The sequence below is a fragment of the Mesorhizobium sp. M1A.F.Ca.IN.022.07.1.1 genome, from assembly GCF_003997575.1.
In the GTDB taxonomy this organism is placed as follows: Bacteria; Pseudomonadota; Alphaproteobacteria; order Rhizobiales; family Rhizobiaceae; genus Mesorhizobium.
Window position 1 is genome coordinate 1 of the sequence record NZ_RZST01000122.1, and the last position, 15,126, is coordinate 15,126.

At 64.0% G+C, this 15,126-nt stretch carries 16 protein-coding genes and 2 pseudogenes; 4 read left to right on the plus strand and 14 right to left on the minus strand.

Annotated elements, in window-relative coordinates:
• Together EOA75_RS15670 and EOA75_RS15675 are read left to right on the plus strand one after the other, a co-directional pair.
• Window positions 1-456 (plus strand): aspartate/glutamate racemase family protein (locus EOA75_RS15670; protein WP_245466645.1); only part of this gene is annotated, 456 nt, incomplete at its 5' end.
• 118 nt (window positions 457-574) lie between these two features.
• Window positions 575-1,282: a GntR family transcriptional regulator gene (locus EOA75_RS15675; protein ID WP_066989406.1), complete on the plus strand. Its 708-nt coding sequence runs from the start codon at window positions 575-577 to the stop codon at window positions 1,280-1,282.
• 21 nt (window positions 1,283-1,303) lie between these two features.
• On the opposite strand, the pseudogene EOA75_RS35055 reads toward EOA75_RS15675, so the two are convergent.
• Window positions 1,304-1,420, minus strand: a pseudogene (locus EOA75_RS35055) (NAD-dependent dehydratase); the annotation flags it as partial.
• A gap of 5 nt (window positions 1,421-1,425) precedes the next feature.
• Window positions 1,426-2,430, minus strand: coding sequence for a LysR family transcriptional regulator (locus tag EOA75_RS15685; RefSeq protein ID WP_127324611.1), 1,005 nt, complete (start codon window positions 2,428-2,430; stop codon window positions 1,426-1,428).
• A gap of 221 nt (window positions 2,431-2,651) precedes the next feature.
• On the opposite strand from EOA75_RS15685, the gene EOA75_RS15690 reads away from it, so the two are divergent.
• On the plus strand, window positions 2,652-3,209 hold the full coding sequence (locus EOA75_RS15690; RefSeq protein WP_245322304.1) for a hypothetical protein: 558 nt from the start codon (window positions 2,652-2,654) through the stop codon (window positions 3,207-3,209).
• Here the strand turns inward: EOA75_RS15690 and EOA75_RS15695 are convergent.
• The 12 genes from EOA75_RS15695 to EOA75_RS15750 form a co-directional block, all read right to left on the minus strand.
• A complete protein-coding gene (locus tag EOA75_RS15695; RefSeq protein WP_245466646.1) occupies window positions 3,175-4,233 on the minus strand; it encodes an ROK family protein in 1,059 nt (352 codons plus the stop codon). The two genes, EOA75_RS15690 and EOA75_RS15695, sit on opposite strands and share 35 nt — an antisense overlap.
• Window positions 4,233-4,955: a ribulose-phosphate 3-epimerase gene (locus EOA75_RS15700; protein ID WP_095800992.1), complete on the minus strand. Its 723-nt coding sequence runs from the start codon at window positions 4,953-4,955 to the stop codon at window positions 4,233-4,235. Before EOA75_RS15700 ends, EOA75_RS15695 begins: the two co-directional genes overlap by 1 nt.
• Window positions 4,952-5,770, minus strand: coding sequence for an alpha/beta hydrolase (locus EOA75_RS15705; protein ID WP_127324612.1), 819 nt, complete (start codon window positions 5,768-5,770; stop codon window positions 4,952-4,954). Before EOA75_RS15705 ends, EOA75_RS15700 begins: the two co-directional genes overlap by 4 nt.
• Window positions 5,770-6,588 carry a sugar phosphate isomerase/epimerase family protein gene (locus tag EOA75_RS15710; RefSeq protein WP_127324613.1) on the minus strand — a complete coding sequence of 273 codons (819 nt, stop codon included), beginning with the start codon at window positions 6,586-6,588 and terminating at the stop codon, window positions 5,770-5,772. The genes EOA75_RS15705 and EOA75_RS15710 overlap by 1 nt, the downstream gene beginning before the upstream one ends.
• On the minus strand, window positions 6,588-7,664 hold the full coding sequence (locus EOA75_RS15715; protein ID WP_127324614.1) for a Gfo/Idh/MocA family oxidoreductase: 1,077 nt from the start codon (window positions 7,662-7,664) through the stop codon (window positions 6,588-6,590). Before EOA75_RS15715 ends, EOA75_RS15710 begins: the two co-directional genes overlap by 1 nt.
• 4 nt (window positions 7,665-7,668) lie before the next feature.
• The gene (locus tag EOA75_RS15720) at window positions 7,669-8,490 is read right to left on the minus strand and encodes a sugar phosphate isomerase/epimerase (protein WP_127324620.1); all 822 of its coding nucleotides are present in this window, start codon (window positions 8,488-8,490) and stop codon (window positions 7,669-7,671) included.
• Between the two features lie 63 nt (window positions 8,491-8,553).
• Window positions 8,554-9,396, minus strand: a complete 843-nt coding sequence (locus EOA75_RS15725; RefSeq protein WP_127324615.1) for a carbohydrate ABC transporter permease — start codon at window positions 9,394-9,396, stop codon at window positions 8,554-8,556.
• 5 nt (window positions 9,397-9,401) lie between these two features.
• Complete coding sequence (locus EOA75_RS15730) at window positions 9,402-10,298, minus strand: sugar ABC transporter permease (RefSeq protein ID WP_127324616.1); 897 nt, start codon at window positions 10,296-10,298, stop codon at window positions 9,402-9,404.
• Window positions 10,299-10,427: 129 nt separating this feature from the next.
• The gene (locus tag EOA75_RS15735) at window positions 10,428-11,675 is read right to left on the minus strand and encodes a sugar ABC transporter substrate-binding protein (RefSeq protein WP_127324617.1); all 1,248 of its coding nucleotides are present in this window, start codon (window positions 11,673-11,675) and stop codon (window positions 10,428-10,430) included.
• Between the two features lie 120 nt (window positions 11,676-11,795).
• On the minus strand, window positions 11,796-12,941 hold the full coding sequence (locus EOA75_RS15740; protein WP_127324618.1) for an ABC transporter ATP-binding protein: 1,146 nt from the start codon (window positions 12,939-12,941) through the stop codon (window positions 11,796-11,798).
• A gap of 86 nt (window positions 12,942-13,027) precedes the next feature.
• Window positions 13,028-13,978: a PfkB family carbohydrate kinase gene (locus EOA75_RS15745; protein ID WP_127324619.1), complete on the minus strand. Its 951-nt coding sequence runs from the start codon at window positions 13,976-13,978 to the stop codon at window positions 13,028-13,030.
• Window positions 13,979-13,981: 3 nt separating this feature from the next.
• Entirely contained in the window at window positions 13,982-14,782 is an 801-nt protein-coding gene (locus tag EOA75_RS15750) for a class I fructose-bisphosphate aldolase (RefSeq protein WP_095800983.1), read from the minus strand.
• Window positions 14,783-14,967: 185 nt separating this feature from the next.
• Between EOA75_RS15750 and EOA75_RS15755 the strand changes: the two are divergent.
• A pseudogene (locus EOA75_RS15755) lies at window positions 14,968-15,126 on the plus strand (gfo/Idh/MocA family oxidoreductase); the annotation flags it as partial.

Consider the following 15,126-nt stretch of genomic DNA (forward strand, 5'->3'; position numbering starts at 1 on the left):
GCCTTCCATCTCGCCAGCCTTGTCGCCGGCAAGTTCAGCGTCGTCACCACGCTCGCCCGCTCAGTCCCCGCCATCGAGCACAACCTTGCGAAATACGGTCTTTCCTCGCGCTGCGCCAAAGTGCGCTCGTCGGAAGTCGCCGTGCTCGAGCTTGAACGGCCAGGCTCGAACGCCAGGCATCGGATCTCGGACGAGATCGCGCGCGCCATTCGCGAGGATCACGCCGAGGCGATCGTGCTGGGCTGCGCCGGCATGGCCGACCTTGCGCACAGCCTGTCGGAAGAGCATGGCGTTCCGGTGCTTGACGGCGTCGTCTGCGCCGTCACCCTGGCCGAGAGCCTGTTCAAGGTCGGCTTGAAGACATCGAAGATCGGCGGCTATGCCGCCCCGCGAGGCAAGCGTTTCGCGGGTATCTTCGCTTCGGCGTCTCCCCCGGGCGCCGGTTCGCCTGGGTAAACGTGGCCCCGGGAGATCGGTCCCGCGGGATTGACCGGGGCGCGAGCGCCATTAGATTGGACCGGCCGCTGGCGATTTGGGGGCAGAGCGGGCCGCGTCGGGCCTGCGCATTGAAAGCATGTTGACGGTACTCAGAGAAGACGATCGCGACGACAAGCCGGCAGCGCGCTGGTCGCCGATCTACTATGGGCTGAGAGACGCCATCGTCAGCCATCGTCTCGCCCCGGGCACCAAGCTGCCGGAGGACGAGCTGGCGTCGATCTATTCGGTGAGTCGCACCGTCGTCCGCGCCGCCTTGCAAGCCCTTGCGCATGACCGGCTGGCGCGGCTGGAGCCCAACCGCGGCGCCTTCGTCGCACAGCCCTCGAAGATCGAGGCGCGCGAAGTGTTCGAGGCGAGGGCACTGATCGAACCCAAGGTGGCGGCGCTCGCCGCAAAGGCTGCGGTGCCCTCCGACATCGCGCAATTGCGAATGCACCTGGAGAAGGAGCATGAGGCGCTGCATGCCGGTCGCGACAGCGACGCCATCATGCTGTCGGCGCGCTTCCATGTCGGCATCGCCGAGATCGCGGCGCATTCGGTATTCACCAACTTCGTGCGCGACCTCGTCTCGCATTCCTCGCTGATCATCGCGCTCTACTGGAAACGCCGCGACGCGACCTGCGAGAAACATGCCCATCACGCGCTGGTCGACGCCATTGAAGCCGGCGACAGCGCCGACGCCGCGGCGCTGATGAACAGCCATCTGGTCGATCTGCTCTCGGGGCTCGATCTCACCGACAAGGTCGAGAAGTCCGACAGCCTCGCTGATCTGCTCCGCGCCTGAAGGAAGCGTGTGCCCCGTTAGGCCGAGATAGGCTGACATGCCCTTGGCGCGGGTCAGCGCCACCAGCGGCGAGATCAGGCCTTGCTTCACCGTGTCATGCACCTGCGGAAGCGGCACTACCGATACTTTGACGCCGGCCTGCGCTATCGCCACCCCATCCAGTCGTGGATCGCTGCCCGATCGGCCTGATGCGCTAGACCTGAGCCTGCCGTTCCCGCGGCCGTTCGGGAGGTCTCGGCGCCGCCTCGATGCCTGATGTGATCGATGAATGCGCGCAGTTTGGGCAGGACCTGATGTTTTTCCGGGTAGTAGAGGAAGACACCCGGCGATGTCGCGGCGAAGGCCGAAAGCAGCGTTTCGAGGCGCCCGTCCGCGAGCGCCGCGGCGGCAATCGGGCTTGGCACCTGGGCAAGCCCGGCGCCCTGGATCGCAGCGCCAAGCAGCGTGGGATAGTCGTGTGCAATGAACGGCCCGGAAACGATTGCCTCGACCGCCTTGTTGCCTTTGGCGAAGCGCCACGGCGCGACCGAACCGTTCGATCGGCGCAGGCGCAGGCAGGCATGGTGGCGCAGATCCTCGATGCGCTCCGGCGTTGTTCGCCGGCGTAGATAGTCGGGACTGCCGACGACCACCATCGGGAAGGACGGCGTCAGTCGAACCGCGACCATGTCGGCCGCGATGAGGTCGCCGAGCCGGATACCGGCGTCGAATCCCTCGGCTGCGAGGTCCGCCAGCTCGCCGCTAGCGACGATCTCCAGCTCGATCTCGGGATAGGCCTGGCAGAAGGACGCGATCATCGGCTCCAGCAGCGTCGGCACCACCGCAGGCGGTACCGACAGGCGCAAAAGCCCAGCCGGCCGCTGGCCGACTTCGCGCGCGACCTCGCTTGCTGCTATCAATTCCTCGAAGGCTGGCCGGGCACGCGAGAAAAAACGCTCGCCGGCTTCGGTCAGGCCGACGCTGCGTGTCGTGCGGACGAACAGCGCGGCGCCGATGCGCGCTTCCAATGTCCGCACCGCCTGGCTGATCGCCGATGGCGTGACGCCGAGCTCCGCCGCCGCCTTGCGGAAATTGCGATGCCTGGCGACGCTCAGGAACGCCTCGACGCCGTCGAGGGCGCCATGCCGGACTGTGAAGTTTTGCTTCATGACCCATTGAGATTATCGCGGATAGTTCCCGGCACAAAGCGGTCGTATCTGTGTTGTCGATTGGAAGGCTGGAGGGAAGTGGCAATGACGGACGATTTGGATCGCGTGCGGTTGCGGGCGTCGGGGCCGCCGCCTTCGCTAAATCTCTGTTGGAAGGCCGTCTCGGTATCCTGACGGCGGTATTCGAAGCCGTTCCAGCCAATGTCTGACGGGAGACAAGAATGACGCCGGCCACGATCTTCAGCATCCATCTCCTCCTGGGCTACGTCCCGTGGCTGCTTTGCTTCGGCGCCTATATCTGGCCGAGGCTCAGGCTCATGGACCGCGTCGAGGCGCAGCGCGCCATCGCGACGCTGCACAGCTTCCGATTCTTCGGGCTGGCCTTCCTGGTTCCGGGCGTCGTTGGCCCGAACCTCCCGGCGGACTTCGCCGTCTTTGCCGCCTATGGAGATTTCGCGACCGGGCTGCTGGCCATGCTGGCGCTGCTTGGCGTGAGGCGGCCCTCGATCTTCTGGCCGTCCGTCGCAGCCTTCAATCTGGTAGGAATAGTCGACCTCGTCGGCGATTACTATCACGGCACCGTGCTTCATCTGCCCGAGCAGGCCGGGCAGCTGGGCGCCGCATACGCGATCCCGATCATCTATGTGCCCCTGCTGATGATTACGCACGTGGCCGCCCTTTATCTTCTGGCGCGACCTCAGCCCAAGACCGAGCCGGGCGCGGACAATAGGAAGGCGAGCGGTCTCAGTTCCCTTCGCTCTCCTTCATCCGTTCGATGATCGATCGGGCCGAAGCGCCGGCCTTTTCGACGGGCTTCGTCTGCTCATTCTGCACCATCGCCAGCGCCGTTCCCGGCTCGCCCTCCCACAGGATCAGGCTTGCCGCGCCGACCAGCCCGGCGCGGTCGCCGAGCTCGGCCGGCACGATCGGCACGTCGCGATAGGCTTGCATGGCGCGTTCCTCGACCGTCGCCCTGATGCCCGGCGCCAGCAGATCGAACCCGTTTGCGAGGCCGCCGCCCATGACGATCAGGTTCGGCGAATAGAGATGCAGGAGATTGGTGAAGCCGATGCCCAGCCATTTCGCCTCGGTCTCGACCAGTTCGCAGGCGGCCGCGTCGCCGGCGCGCGCGGCATCCACGACATGCCGGGCCGAGACGTCGCCGTCGTCGGAAAGACGTCTGAGCACCGAGCCGTCGCCTGGCTTGGTGAGGCGGGTCGCCCGGCGCCCGAGCGCGGTGCCGGAAGCAACGGCCTCGAAGCAGCCGACGTTGCCGCAGAAACAGCGGTCGCCTTCGCCGGTGATCGTCATGTGGCCGATCTCGGCCGCGAGCCCGCGCCTTCCATGGTAGATGTGGCCATCAGCAACCACGCCGCCGCCGATGCCGGTCGAGACGGTGACGAACACCAGCGAGCCCGCGCCGCGGCCGGCGCCGAAACGCCACTCGCCGAGCGCCGCGGCATTGGCGTCGTTCTCCAGCCGTACCGGCAAGCCGAACTGGCGGCTGAGGATGTCGATCAGCGGCACGTTGTGCCAGCCGGCGAGCGTCGGCGGCCCGATGACGATGCCTGCCTTGGGGTCGAGCGGCCCCGGCGCGCACATGCCGATGCCGCTGACCTTTGCCTGCGGGTGTTCTTTAAGCAGCCTGTCCGCAAGCGCGATGATCTGGCCGATGACCGCTTCCGATCCGGCGCCGGCAAGCGTCGGCGCCGAGACGCGCTTAACGACTTCGCCGCTGCGCTCGACCAGCGCGCCGCGCAGTTCCGTGCCGCCGAGATCGAAGGCAAGGGCGATCGTGCTCATCAGGCGGCGGCCTTCAGTCCATGCAGCCAGGCCATGCGCTGGGCGAGATCGGGATCGCCGAAAGCGAGCGAGCCCAGCACCACCGTGTCGGCGCCGGCGGCACGCAGCAGCGGCACCGTCTCATGGCGGATGCCGCCATCGGCTGCGAGCCGGATGTCGGCCTCGCGGCCGGCCTTCCTCATCAGCGCGCGAGCCTCGGTCAGCCTTGGGCAGGCCTCCTCGGACAGGCTCTGTCCCTTGACCCCGATCGAGGTGCCGAGCAGCGTCACGAAGGCCACGCGTGGCAGGAACGGCTCGATCGCTTCAAGGGGCGTCTCCAGCCGCAGCACCACGCCGGCCTCCGCGCCGAGCTCACGCGCCAGCTTCACGGCGCGCAAGCCTGCCGCGCCATTCTCGGCATGGATGGTTACGAGATCGGCACCAGCCTCGATGAACTGGCGCGTCTGAGCCTCGACGATCTCGGCCTCGACCATCAGATGGACGTGGATCGGCTTCGCCGTCAGCTTGGCGATGCGCGCCACCATGTCGGGGAAGAACAGGAAGCCTGGCGTGAAGCGGGCATCCGCCACGTCGATATGGTGCAGATCGACATGGGCTTCGATGCGCTTCAGGTCGCGCTCCATATTGGCGAGATCCGCCGACCACAGCGAGAATTCGCCGATAAGCCGGTTGCGCGGCAGTGCGGCTATTGCCGCGGGTCCGGAGACGGGTTTGGCGGTCATGACGGAATGAGGCTCCGGGCATTCGAGTTGGACTGGAGGAAGGAACTGATCTGCTCGTGCAGTTCGATGAAATGTCTGGCGCTGTTGCGCGCCTTCGGCGTGATCTCGGCGAAGACCGCGTGGGGCATCGCGGCGGCAAGCGTGTAGGCGCTCGACAGCGGATGCACCGCGTCCATCGGATTGCCGACGACCAGCGCAGGAATGTCGAGCGCCGCGACGTCGCGGTCGGAAACGCCTGGACCGTCGCTGGCGATGTCGGCGAGCACTTGCGCGAACCCCTTGGCGTCGGGCCGGTCGAAATAGCCGAGCAGCGAGGCCAGATTGTCGGGCGCCTCGCGGTAGAGCCGCGTGGCCGTGTCCGATCGTGCGAAGATCGTCCGCCCTTTGTCGGCCCCGTGTTCCAGGATGAGCTCGGCGGCCTCGGTGATCGGCCGCATGTTCTGCGGTGCCGGCGAAAACGTCCATGCCGGCCGCACCAGGACCAGGGCGGCGACGCGCCGCGGATGACGGCAGGCGAGGCGAAGCGCGATCGCGGCGCCCATCGAGACGCCGCCGGCAACGAAGCGGTCGAGGCCGGCACGATCCGCGGCGGCAAGCACATCGTCAGCGAAGATTTCGAACGAGAACGGCCGCCGCTTGCCAAGCCCAGAGCCGCCATGCCCGCGGCATTCCAGCGTGATGCGCCGGAAGCCTGCGGGGAAAGTCTGCGCGACCTGCGCCTCGCCGCCGCCGAGCCCATGCTGAAAGACGACCGCCAGGCCTTCGCCGGTGTCGGTCATATGCAGCGTGGCACCGTCGCGCAGCAGCGTGCCCATCACATAAGCCCCTTGAGGAAGCGGGCGACGCCCGGCGCTTCCTCGGCCGAAAGCCCGTGCGTCACCAGCGGCCCGTCGAAGCCTGTGGCCCTCAGGCGAGCGACGAAGTCGGCGAAGTCGACGACGCCTTGTCCGGCCGTGGCGAAGCGCCCGTCGGCGAAGCGGTCCTTGGCGTGCGCCAAAGAGACATGACCCGCCGTGCGCTCGACCGCTTCGGCAACGATGGCGCGTGCCTCGTCGGCATTCGCTCGCTCGAACAGATTGGCGGGGTCGAGCACGATACGCAGCCGGTTCGAACCCATCTCGGAAATCAGCCGCGCGGCGTCATCGGCGGAGGTGACGATGTTGGCTTGCTCCGGCTCGATGCCGAGATCGACGCCCTGGTGCTCGGCGAGCTGAAGCGCCTTGTCCATTTCCCGCGCCATGTCGGCCCAAGCCGAGGGATCGGCATTGTCGGGGTGGTGTGCCCATTGGTCCTCGGCGTTGCGCGTTCCGGTGCACAGTGTCACCAGCGGGATCGAAAGCCTGGCGGCTGCCTCAATGACCACCCCGAGCCGCCGCAGCCCGTCATCGCGCACCCGGCTGTCCGGATGCGCCATGTTGTAGGTTCCCGACAGCGCGACGAGACCGATGCCGCTAGCCTTAGCGGCGGCATCGATCGTACGGATCGCTTCGTCGGGAACATCGTCCGGCATCGACGGCAGGCCGGCGCAGCCAAGGTTGAACTGGGTGACTGCGAAGCCCGCTTCGCGAACGGCGGCGAGCACGCCGGCCGGCTCGCCGCCTGGAAAAATCTTGGCGAACACCCCGACCTGCATCAGATCGCTCCGGTGACGCCGGCGAGCTCAACGCGCTGGCCGCTTTCGACCGAGCGGGCGATCGCCACCATGGCGCGGATCGAAGCGAGCCCGTCCTCCACGGTAGCGCCGCGCTGTGGCGCGCCGTTGAGCACCGTGTCGGCGAGGCCTTCCAGTTGGCGGCGAAAGAAGTGGCCGTCGGCGCCGAGCGGCTTGCGCGACGTCGCGTCCTTCTCATGAAAAATGTCGACCTCGCTGGCGCGGAAATACCAGGGATTGAAGGTCTTCGCGATGACCGAGCCGTTCTCGCCATAGAGCTGGAAGCCCTCGTGCCAGTCCATGCGCACCGCAACGGTCAGGTCGAGATGGCCGAGCGCCCCATTGGCGAACTCCGTCTCGACGAACCAGCAATAAGCGCCGAAGCGTTCGTTGAGCCGCGCGCGCACGGCGGTGATTTCGCCGCACAGGAAGCGCGCCGTGTCGACCAGATGCGAGCCATGCGCCAGCATGAAATACTGTCTCAGGTCCGCCTTCGGATTGCCGGCCGGCTTCCTCGCCAGCTTGCTGGTGACGGGCAGCGGCTGCACGGCGTCGGTATTGGTGTAGCGGTGGGTGGAATCGCAATACCAGGCCTTCAACGCCAGGATCTCGCCCATCTCGTCGCGCACGAAATCGCGCGCCGCCTCCAGCGCCGGGTCGAAGCGCTTCATATGCCCGACCTGAAGCACCTTGCCGGAGCGCTTGACCGCTTCCGCCAGCCCCTCGCCTTCTTCGACGGAAATGCCGATCGGCTTTTCGCAAAGCACGTGCTTGCCTGCTTCGAGCGCCCTGATCGACATCGGCACGTGGTAGGCGTCGGACGTCGCGACGATCACCGCCTCCAACTTGGGGTCGGCGAGCATCTCGTCATAGTCGCCATACATTTTTTGCGGCTCGTAGGTGGCGCTCATGCGCGCAAGCAGGTCGGGCGCCGCGTCGCAGATCGCGTAGAGGTCGGCATTGGCTGCCTTCACGCAGGATTCCAGATGCGCGAACTGCGCGATCGGCCCGCAGCCGAGCACACCGACACGAAGACGACGGTCTTGTTTGCGGATCATCGCCTCAAGCCCCGTAGCCGCGCATGGTCTGGCGATTGGTCTTCACCGCGCCAGCCGGATCGGCGGCGGCGGTTTCGGATTCCTCCTCCAGCACCAGCCAGCCGTTGAAGTTGGGCGCGGCGCTGGCGATCTCGATCACCTTAGCCGTGTCGCAGACACCCTGGCCGAGCATCGCCCAATTGCCGTTGGCATCGACGTCTTTCAGATGCACATAGCGAATGCGGTCGCGATAGGTGGTGAGCGTGTCGGCCATGTCCTGACGGCCGCGCAAGATGTGTCCGGTATCCGGCACCCAGCCGACCAGCGATAGGTCAATCAGGGAGAAGATGCGGTCATAATCGGCGCGGTCGAAGAGCAGCGTGTTGTGATGCGAGCTCGGATGTACAGCCACCTGCACGCCGGCCTTGCGCCCAAGTTCGCCGGCCTTGTTGTAGACCTCGGCGGCGATGGCGAATTTGTCGTCGCGCGGGCCGTCGGAGACGACGGTTGCCGAGCCCATCGACACCAGCGCTCCCGGAAAGGCGGCGGCGAAGTCGATCCAGCGACCGGCGGTTTCGAGGTCCTCGCCGATTTTCTCCTTGAGCGTGAAGCCGCTCTTCGAGCCGAAGGCGAACGAGACCAGCATGAGGCCGGATGCCTTCAACGCGGCGGCGAACTCCGCAAGCTTGCCGGCATAGCGACCGATCATCGTGTCGGTGATCTCGATGCCGGCATAGCCGCCGTCGGAAATCGCCTTGATGAGATCGTCCGGGCCGCCGCCAAAACGGTCGCCGAGCATCTCCCAGGTAAAAGTCTGGCAGCCGACTTTGAGGTCTTTCACGTTCATTCGTTCATTCCTTGATACCGCCCATTCCTTGATGTCGCTCTGCGTCTTCATGGGATAGACATCCTACTTGACTGAGCCCGCGGTCATGCCGGCGAGGAAGAATCTCTGGGCAACGAGGTAGATGAGCAAAAGCGGTAACGAGCCGAGCACGCTCATCGCCATCATCTGGTTCCATTCGAAGGCGTGCTGCCCCATCAACAGCTGGATGCCGATCGGCACGGTGCGCATGGACGTCGACTTGGTCAGCGTCAGCGCAAAGAGAAATTCGTTCCAGCATAACAGGAAGGTGTAGACCGACGTCGCCACGATACCAGGCAGCGAGATCGGGACGATCACCCGCCAAAGCGCTGTCCAACTGGTGCCGCCGTCGACAGCCACCGCTTCATCGAGATCGCGGGGCAAGGTGTTGAGATATCCCGTCATCAGCAGGATCGCGTAGGGCAGCGTAAACACCAGGTAAGTCAGGATCAGCGCGATATAGGTGTCAAAGATGCCATATGAGACGACAAGCCCGAAGAAGGGGATGAGAAGCGTGATCGGCGGAATCGTCTGCGTGCTGATGATGAGTGTGTTCAGGCTGCCCTTGCCGCGAAAGTTGAAGCGGCTGAACCCGTAGGCCGCCAGCAAGGCGATCAGCACCGTCAGCACGGTCACCGCTGCCGCCACGAAGTAGCTGTTGAAGAAGAAGCGCAGCTTCACCGGGTCGCCGAGGATGGCTGCATAGGCTTCCACCGTGAAGGCCTTCGGCAGGATGGTTGGCGGCAGGGCAAAGATCTCGGTATTCGACTTGAACGAGCTGCTGAGCATCCAGTAGATCGGGAAGGCCGCGAAGAACAGCCCCGCGGCAAGCGCGACATGCAGCGCGACGGTGATCAGCCTGTCTTTCGGCGTGTGCCTTTTCCTCATGGTGACTACCGAGCCTTTTGATAACGGATGTAGAACAGCGTCAGGCCAAGCGAGATCAGCAGAATGACCACAGCGCTCGCCGACGCCTGAGACAGGTTGTAGCTCGAAAACGCCAGCTTGTAGGTGTAGGTGCTGAGGACCTCGGTCGAGTAGATCGGGCCACCGCCCGTCGTTATCCAGATCAGTGGGAAGACCTGCATGGTCCAGATGAAGTCGAGCAGCGAGATGCTGATGATGATCGGCATCAACTGCGGGATCGTGATGAAGATCAGCTTCTGGTAGGCCTTGGCGCCGTCGATATCGGCGGCCTCGTAGAAATCCTTGGGAATGCCCTGCAGGCCTGCGAGCAGGCTGACCATGAAAAGCGGGTACCCCGCCCAGATATTGGCGAAGGTGACGGCGTGCAGCGCGGTCTCGGGCGAGGAAAACCACTCGACCTTGGAACCGATGATGCCCATCTGCATGAGAATACTGTTCACGACCCCGTTCGGCTCAAGCAGGAGGCGCCAGATCACAGCGATAATCACCGCAGTGAACAGCCAAGGCAGTATGTAGAGCACGCGCAGAATATTGCGCAGCGTCGGATTGATGCGGTCGCTGTTCAGCATGAGTGCGAAGACCATGCCGATGGTCATGTGGAAAACGACACTCATGCAAGTGAAGTAGAGCGTGTGCCACAGCGAAGCCCAAAACACCGGATCGGCAAAGATCGCCTGGTAGTGTTTCAGTCCGGCAAAGGATGGGTCACGGCGCAGCACCGCGCTGTTCTGGAACGAATAGGCAATCACCGTCACCATCGGCAGCAGCATCAGAAGACCGACTATGAGGAGCGAGGGCGACAGATAGAGATAGGGTGCGACCGCTCGTTTCAGTCTGTGATGGGAGCGCTTCTGCGGGGTCATGTGCCAACCTTGAAATACGCCTTCAAGAGAAGGTGAGCTTCGGAACACGGGTCCACCGATCCGTTGTGGCCGGGTGGCCTGCCCGAAGTCAGGCCACCCGGTCGAGAAAGTGAACGGGGAACAGGCCGATCAGAATTTCGCCATCCAGCCCTTTTGAGCGTTGGCTGCGGCTTGTTCCGGAGACTGCTCGCCGGCAAGCATCTTCTGGGCTTCCACGTCGAACTGGGTCATCAGGTCTTCCGCCACCGGCAGACCCGTGAACTCGTTGGCGAGATAACCGGTCTTGAAGATTTCGAAAGCCTTTGCGAATGCCTTGTCGGACGTCACGAAATCGGGCTTGGCGTTGACGTTGCCCGGGAAGGCGTTTGCAAGCGACACGAGCTTGGCGTTCACCTTTTCACTCATCAGATATTGGACGAGCTTCCAGGCCTCCTCCTGGTGCTTCGAGCCGGCAGAGATACCGATGCCCCAGGAGGCATAGGGAAGGCCGCGCTTTCCGTTGTAGTTCTCCACGACCGGGACCGGGATGAGGTCGAAGTTCAGCTTGGGATTGCGTTTGCGGATGAGGTTCACATGCGCGAGCGAGTCGATCATCATCCCGACCCGGTCGTTGACGAATTCCTCGACCTTTTCCTGTTCGGTCTTGGTGGCGATGCCGGGCGAGATGGTGCCGGCGTCGTTGAGCGATTTCACGAAGCTGAGCATATCCACCACCGGTTTGCCCTCGAGGTCGGGCTTGCCATTCGCCATCATCGACTGGCCCGAAGCCCAAACCCACGACATCATGTCGTTCTGAACGCCGGACGGCGTCTGCAGCGACAGCGGCAGCACCCAGCCATACTGGTTCTTGTCGGCATGGGTCATCTTCTTGGCGGCTTCGAGGAACTCCGCGCGGGTCGACGGCAGCCTGGTCACGCCTGCCTGGGCGGCGAGGTCCAGATTGACGAACACCGGATAGACGAACGAAGCGACCGGGAACATCACCGCCTTGCCGTCCACCTTGATGATGTCCGCGACCTGGGCTTTGTCGAACTTGCTCGCATCCATCATCGGGTTCATGTCGGAAAGCGCACCTTGCGCATTCAGATTGTTCACCCAGGCGCCATCGAGACCGACAACGTCGCTAAGCGTTCCGGTCGCAGCACCGACCGAGATCTGGTCTCGCGTGGTCGCATAGGGGCCGCTGACCAGCGTCACCTTGATCCCGGGGTTTGCAGCCTCGAACTCGTCCATGATTTTGCGCAAGGAGCCTGCGGGCAGCTCTGGCTCCCACCACTGCGTGAATTCCAGCGTCGTGTCCGCCATGGCGCCGGTTGCGCCGAGCAGCCATGCGGCCGCGGCCATTTTCAGCATCGCGGGTCGTATCCGAAACGTCATTTTCTCCTCCTTCTTAAGATCGACCGCACAATGCGGACGATCGTCTGCTTCATTCAGAAGTCTTCTTACGAGTACTTTCGCAGGCGCATCGCTCCTGCCTGCGGGCTCTGCGACAAATCTTCAGATCGCCAGATGCGTTTCGGGATCGAAGAAATGGAGCTTGGCGTCGTCTACGGCCAAGCGGATCTCCGAGCCGGGCAGGACTGTGCTGACCGGTTCGAATTTCGCCACCGCGTTCGAGGTCATGCCGAAATCCTGCACCGCGTCCGGATCGCCGGAGTCCACCCGCACCGCGTCGATGCTGAGATGAACGATGTGTTCGGACCCGAGTTCTTCGATCGAGGTCACCTTTGCCGGGATCGTCTGATATCTGCGGCCGGATTCGAGACTGCTGTCATAGAGATCCTCCGGTCGGATCCCGAACACGACCTTGCGCCCTGCATACGTCCTCAAGGACGGCCTGCGCACGAAGGCTGCGTCCTGCAGCCGGATGGCGAAGGTGCCGGACATCAGTTCGTCGCCCGTCAGCGTCGCCTCGAACAGGTTCATCGAAGGAGAACCGATGAAGCCGGCAACGAAGGCGTTTACCGGCGATTCATAGAGTCTCTTGGGAGTGTCGACCTGCTGCAGCACGCCGCCTTTCAACACCGCGACCCTGTCCCCCATCGTCATCGCCTCGGTTTGGTCGTGGGTCACGTATATGGTCGTGACGCCGAGTTGCTTTTGCAGGCTGGTGATTTCGGCGCGCATTTGAACACGCAACTTCGCGTCCAGATTGGAAAGGGGTTCGTCCATGAGGAAGGCGGCCGGCTCGCGCACCATGGCGCGGCCCATGGCAACCCGTTGACGCTGTCCGCCTGAAAGGTTCGCGGGTTTGCTGTCGAGCAGAGATGTCAGCTGAAGGGTTTTGGCGATCTCGTCCACCCGCTTCTTGCGCTCGGCCTTCGGCTTGCCTGCCAGCCGCATCGAAAAGGCGATGTTTTCGAACACCGTCATATGCGGGTAGAGCGCGTAGCTCTGGAAGACCATCGCGATGTCGCGGTCCTTGGGCGGCATGTCGACGACGTCGACTCCGCCGATCCGAAGGCTGCCGCTTGTCACGTCCTCCAGCCCCGCGATCATTCGCAGCGCGGTGGATTTGCCGCAGCCGGACGGCCCGACGAGAATCAAGAATTCGCCATCCTCGACCGACAGGTTCAATTGGTCGATTGCGTGAAAGTTGTTCCCATAGGTCTTGCAGATATTCTCAAGAATGACTTCTGCCATCTTCCTCCCTCCACAAGGCTAAGCCGCTCGTTTTTATGATTATTATCGGCCTATGTTCGCCTGCGAATGTTCCTCGGATAGTTCAACTATGTTCCGGTATCGAGCTGCGCAGATTTCAGTTCGACTGCCGACGGGGCTTTCGTCGATGCCAAGAGTTCCGTGACCTGGCCCTCGGTCGGCAGCGCCTCGCGCCCGCCACGCCCCGTTATCGACAGGGCCGCGGCCGCGGCCGCGAATGCGACCCGGCCTGCGGTCTCGGCTCCGCGCGTCAATGCATGGGCATAGGCACCGTGAAAGCAGTCACCGGCGCCGGTCGAGTCGACGACGGCAACCCGGTGCGGAGGCAGGTGCCAGAGCCCTGCCTCGTCGCGTCCGCGATAATAGACGCCCCTGCCGCCGTCAGTCAGAACCACGGTGGACCGCGACGGCATCCACAATGCGTCGAGCATCTCGGCGGGCGATCGGCCGCCCGTGGCAGTCCGCGCGAAGCCGAGGGGAAGAATGAGATGGTCGCAGAGCCCCATCAGCCTCTCGGTGGCTGGGCCGCTGCTCCATTCGATATCGCCGAGGATTGCAAGGCCGAGATCGCGAGCCCGAGCCACGACATCCATCGACCGGATCGCGTAACTATCGACGATCAGGACGGCCGCGCGGCTGAGGACCTCGTCCGGAAAGTCTGGCGCGGTGCCCAGCATCGCTTCGTCGTCATACGCGATGAACCTCTCCCCATCCGAGCCGACGGTGATCCGCGAGCGCACCGGGCGTGCGTGCGGGTGGCGCGGCGCGAATGCGGTTTCAACTCCGCTCGCAACGAGATCGCACAGCACGGCGTCGTCAGCGGCACTGGCTAGCCATCCGACGAACCCGGCGGTTCCGCCGAGCCGCGCGACGGCGGCAAGGGCCGTCGCGACATTTCCGCCGAAAGTTCGGGCAGTTTGCAGAACCTTCCCCTTGCCCGCCGACAACGGCTGATCGACATAGACGATGTCGTCGATCGCAATAGCGCCGAAGCCGAGGATTGAAGGGACGGTGGGCATCGTTCAGGCACCCGCCTTCGCCAGGGCGTCTTCTGCCGAAAGGCCGTCATGGATGACGCTCCGAAAGGCAAGTGCCGCCTTCTCCGGATCGCCATGCCCCCAGAGATTGCGACCGACCACGGCACCGCGCGCGCCGGCACGTATGGCGTCCGCCGTCTGCTGAAGGGCGCCGAGCAGCGTCTCGGTCTTCGGACCACCCGCGATCACAACCGGCACCGGGCAGGTCCGGACGGTCTCTCGGAACGACTCGAAATCGCCCGTGTAGCCTATCTTGATCACGTCGACGCCGGACTCGTAGCCGATGCGCGCCGCATAGGCGATCTCGTCGGGGGTGAAGACGATTTTTGCTCCGTCGGTGAAATCGCGCGGGTAGATATGCGCCACCACCGGCATGCCGTAGCGTGCCGCCGCATTCACCGAGTCGGTCAGCCAGCGGATGTACTTACCCTCGGTCGCGCCGCGCACCGGAATGGCAACGGCCAACGCATCGGCCCCGGCGCGCACCGCATCCTCCGGCGTTGCAATCAGCTCGCTGATGCGATCGTCTGGGGTGAAGCAGCCCGCCTGGATCACCAGAGACGCTTTGCCCGCATATTGCGGCCACAGATGGCGCGCGGTGCCGGGCTGGATGCTGACGTAGTCGGGTTTGCCCATCATGACGCGCGCGAGCGCACCGGGCAGATCGGCAAGCCCGCCTTTGCGCACGTCGCCGTAGCCGACAAAGTGGTCGACCGCGCCGCCAAAAAGCTTCCCGGACGGATGCGAGAAGAGGCGCGCAAGGCGCACCTTGGTTCCTAGGCTCATGAGTGCAAAATTCCTCAATCGTTTTGAGCTGGCGGCCTCGGATGTCGAGCCAGCATTTTCACATGCTCTATAAAAATTTTACGCGCGTCAAGATTTAAAATGCGCTATAGCGAGTAGGGAACATGGTCCGCCGCCGTTGCAGCGGGTTGTTTGCGGCGATGCCGCATCGGGAGGTCGGAAGGAAAATGCAAGCAAAGTCAGGAGCGAAGCTCGGTATCGGCGTTATCGGTTGCGGCAACATATCGATGACCTATTTGCGCAACGCAGCACTTTTCGCCGGCGTGGAACTGCGCGCCTGCGCCGATATTTCCGCCGACATGGCCGCGCTACGCGCCAGGGAATAC

Excerpts from the sequence above, each read along its gene's own strand:
- EOA75_RS15715 (WP_127324614.1), bottom strand. The coding sequence starts at position 7,664 with ATGATCCGCAAACAAGACCGTCGTCTTCGTGTCGGTGTGCTCGGCTGC.
- EOA75_RS15710 (WP_127324613.1), bottom strand. The coding sequence starts at position 6,588 with ATGCAGGTCGGGGTGTTCGCCAAGATTTTTCCAGGCGGCGAGCCGGCC.
- EOA75_RS15720 (WP_127324620.1), bottom strand. The coding sequence starts at position 8,490 with ATGAACGTGAAAGACCTCAAAGTCGGCTGCCAGACTTTTACCTGGGAG.
- EOA75_RS15750 (WP_095800983.1), bottom strand. The coding sequence starts at position 14,782 with ATGAGCCTAGGAACCAAGGTGCGCCTTGCGCGCCTCTTCTCGCATCCG.
- EOA75_RS15695 (WP_245466646.1), bottom strand. The coding sequence starts at position 4,233 with ATGAGCACGATCGCCCTTGCCTTCGATCTCGGCGGCACGGAACTGCGC.
- EOA75_RS15735 (WP_127324617.1), bottom strand. The coding sequence starts at position 11,675 with ATGACGTTTCGGATACGACCCGCGATGCTGAAAATGGCCGCGGCCGCA.
- EOA75_RS15685 (WP_127324611.1), bottom strand. The coding sequence starts at position 2,430 with ATGAAGCAAAACTTCACAGTCCGGCATGGCGCCCTCGACGGCGTCGAG.
- EOA75_RS15700 (WP_095800992.1), bottom strand. The coding sequence starts at position 4,955 with ATGACCGCCAAACCCGTCTCCGGACCCGCGGCAATAGCCGCACTGCCG.
- EOA75_RS15740 (WP_127324618.1), bottom strand. The coding sequence starts at position 12,941 with ATGGCAGAAGTCATTCTTGAGAATATCTGCAAGACCTATGGGAACAAC.
- EOA75_RS15675 (WP_066989406.1), top strand. The coding sequence starts at position 575 with ATGTTGACGGTACTCAGAGAAGACGATCGCGACGACAAGCCGGCAGCG.
- EOA75_RS15745 (WP_127324619.1), bottom strand. The coding sequence starts at position 13,978 with ATGCCCACCGTCCCTTCAATCCTCGGCTTCGGCGCTATTGCGATCGAC.
- EOA75_RS15705 (WP_127324612.1), bottom strand. The coding sequence starts at position 5,770 with ATGGGCACGCTGCTGCGCGACGGTGCCACGCTGCATATGACCGACACC.
- EOA75_RS15730 (WP_127324616.1), bottom strand. The coding sequence starts at position 10,298 with ATGACCCCGCAGAAGCGCTCCCATCACAGACTGAAACGAGCGGTCGCA.
- EOA75_RS15690 (WP_245322304.1), top strand. The coding sequence starts at position 2,652 with ATGACGCCGGCCACGATCTTCAGCATCCATCTCCTCCTGGGCTACGTC.
- EOA75_RS15725 (WP_127324615.1), bottom strand. The coding sequence starts at position 9,396 with ATGAGGAAAAGGCACACGCCGAAAGACAGGCTGATCACCGTCGCGCTG.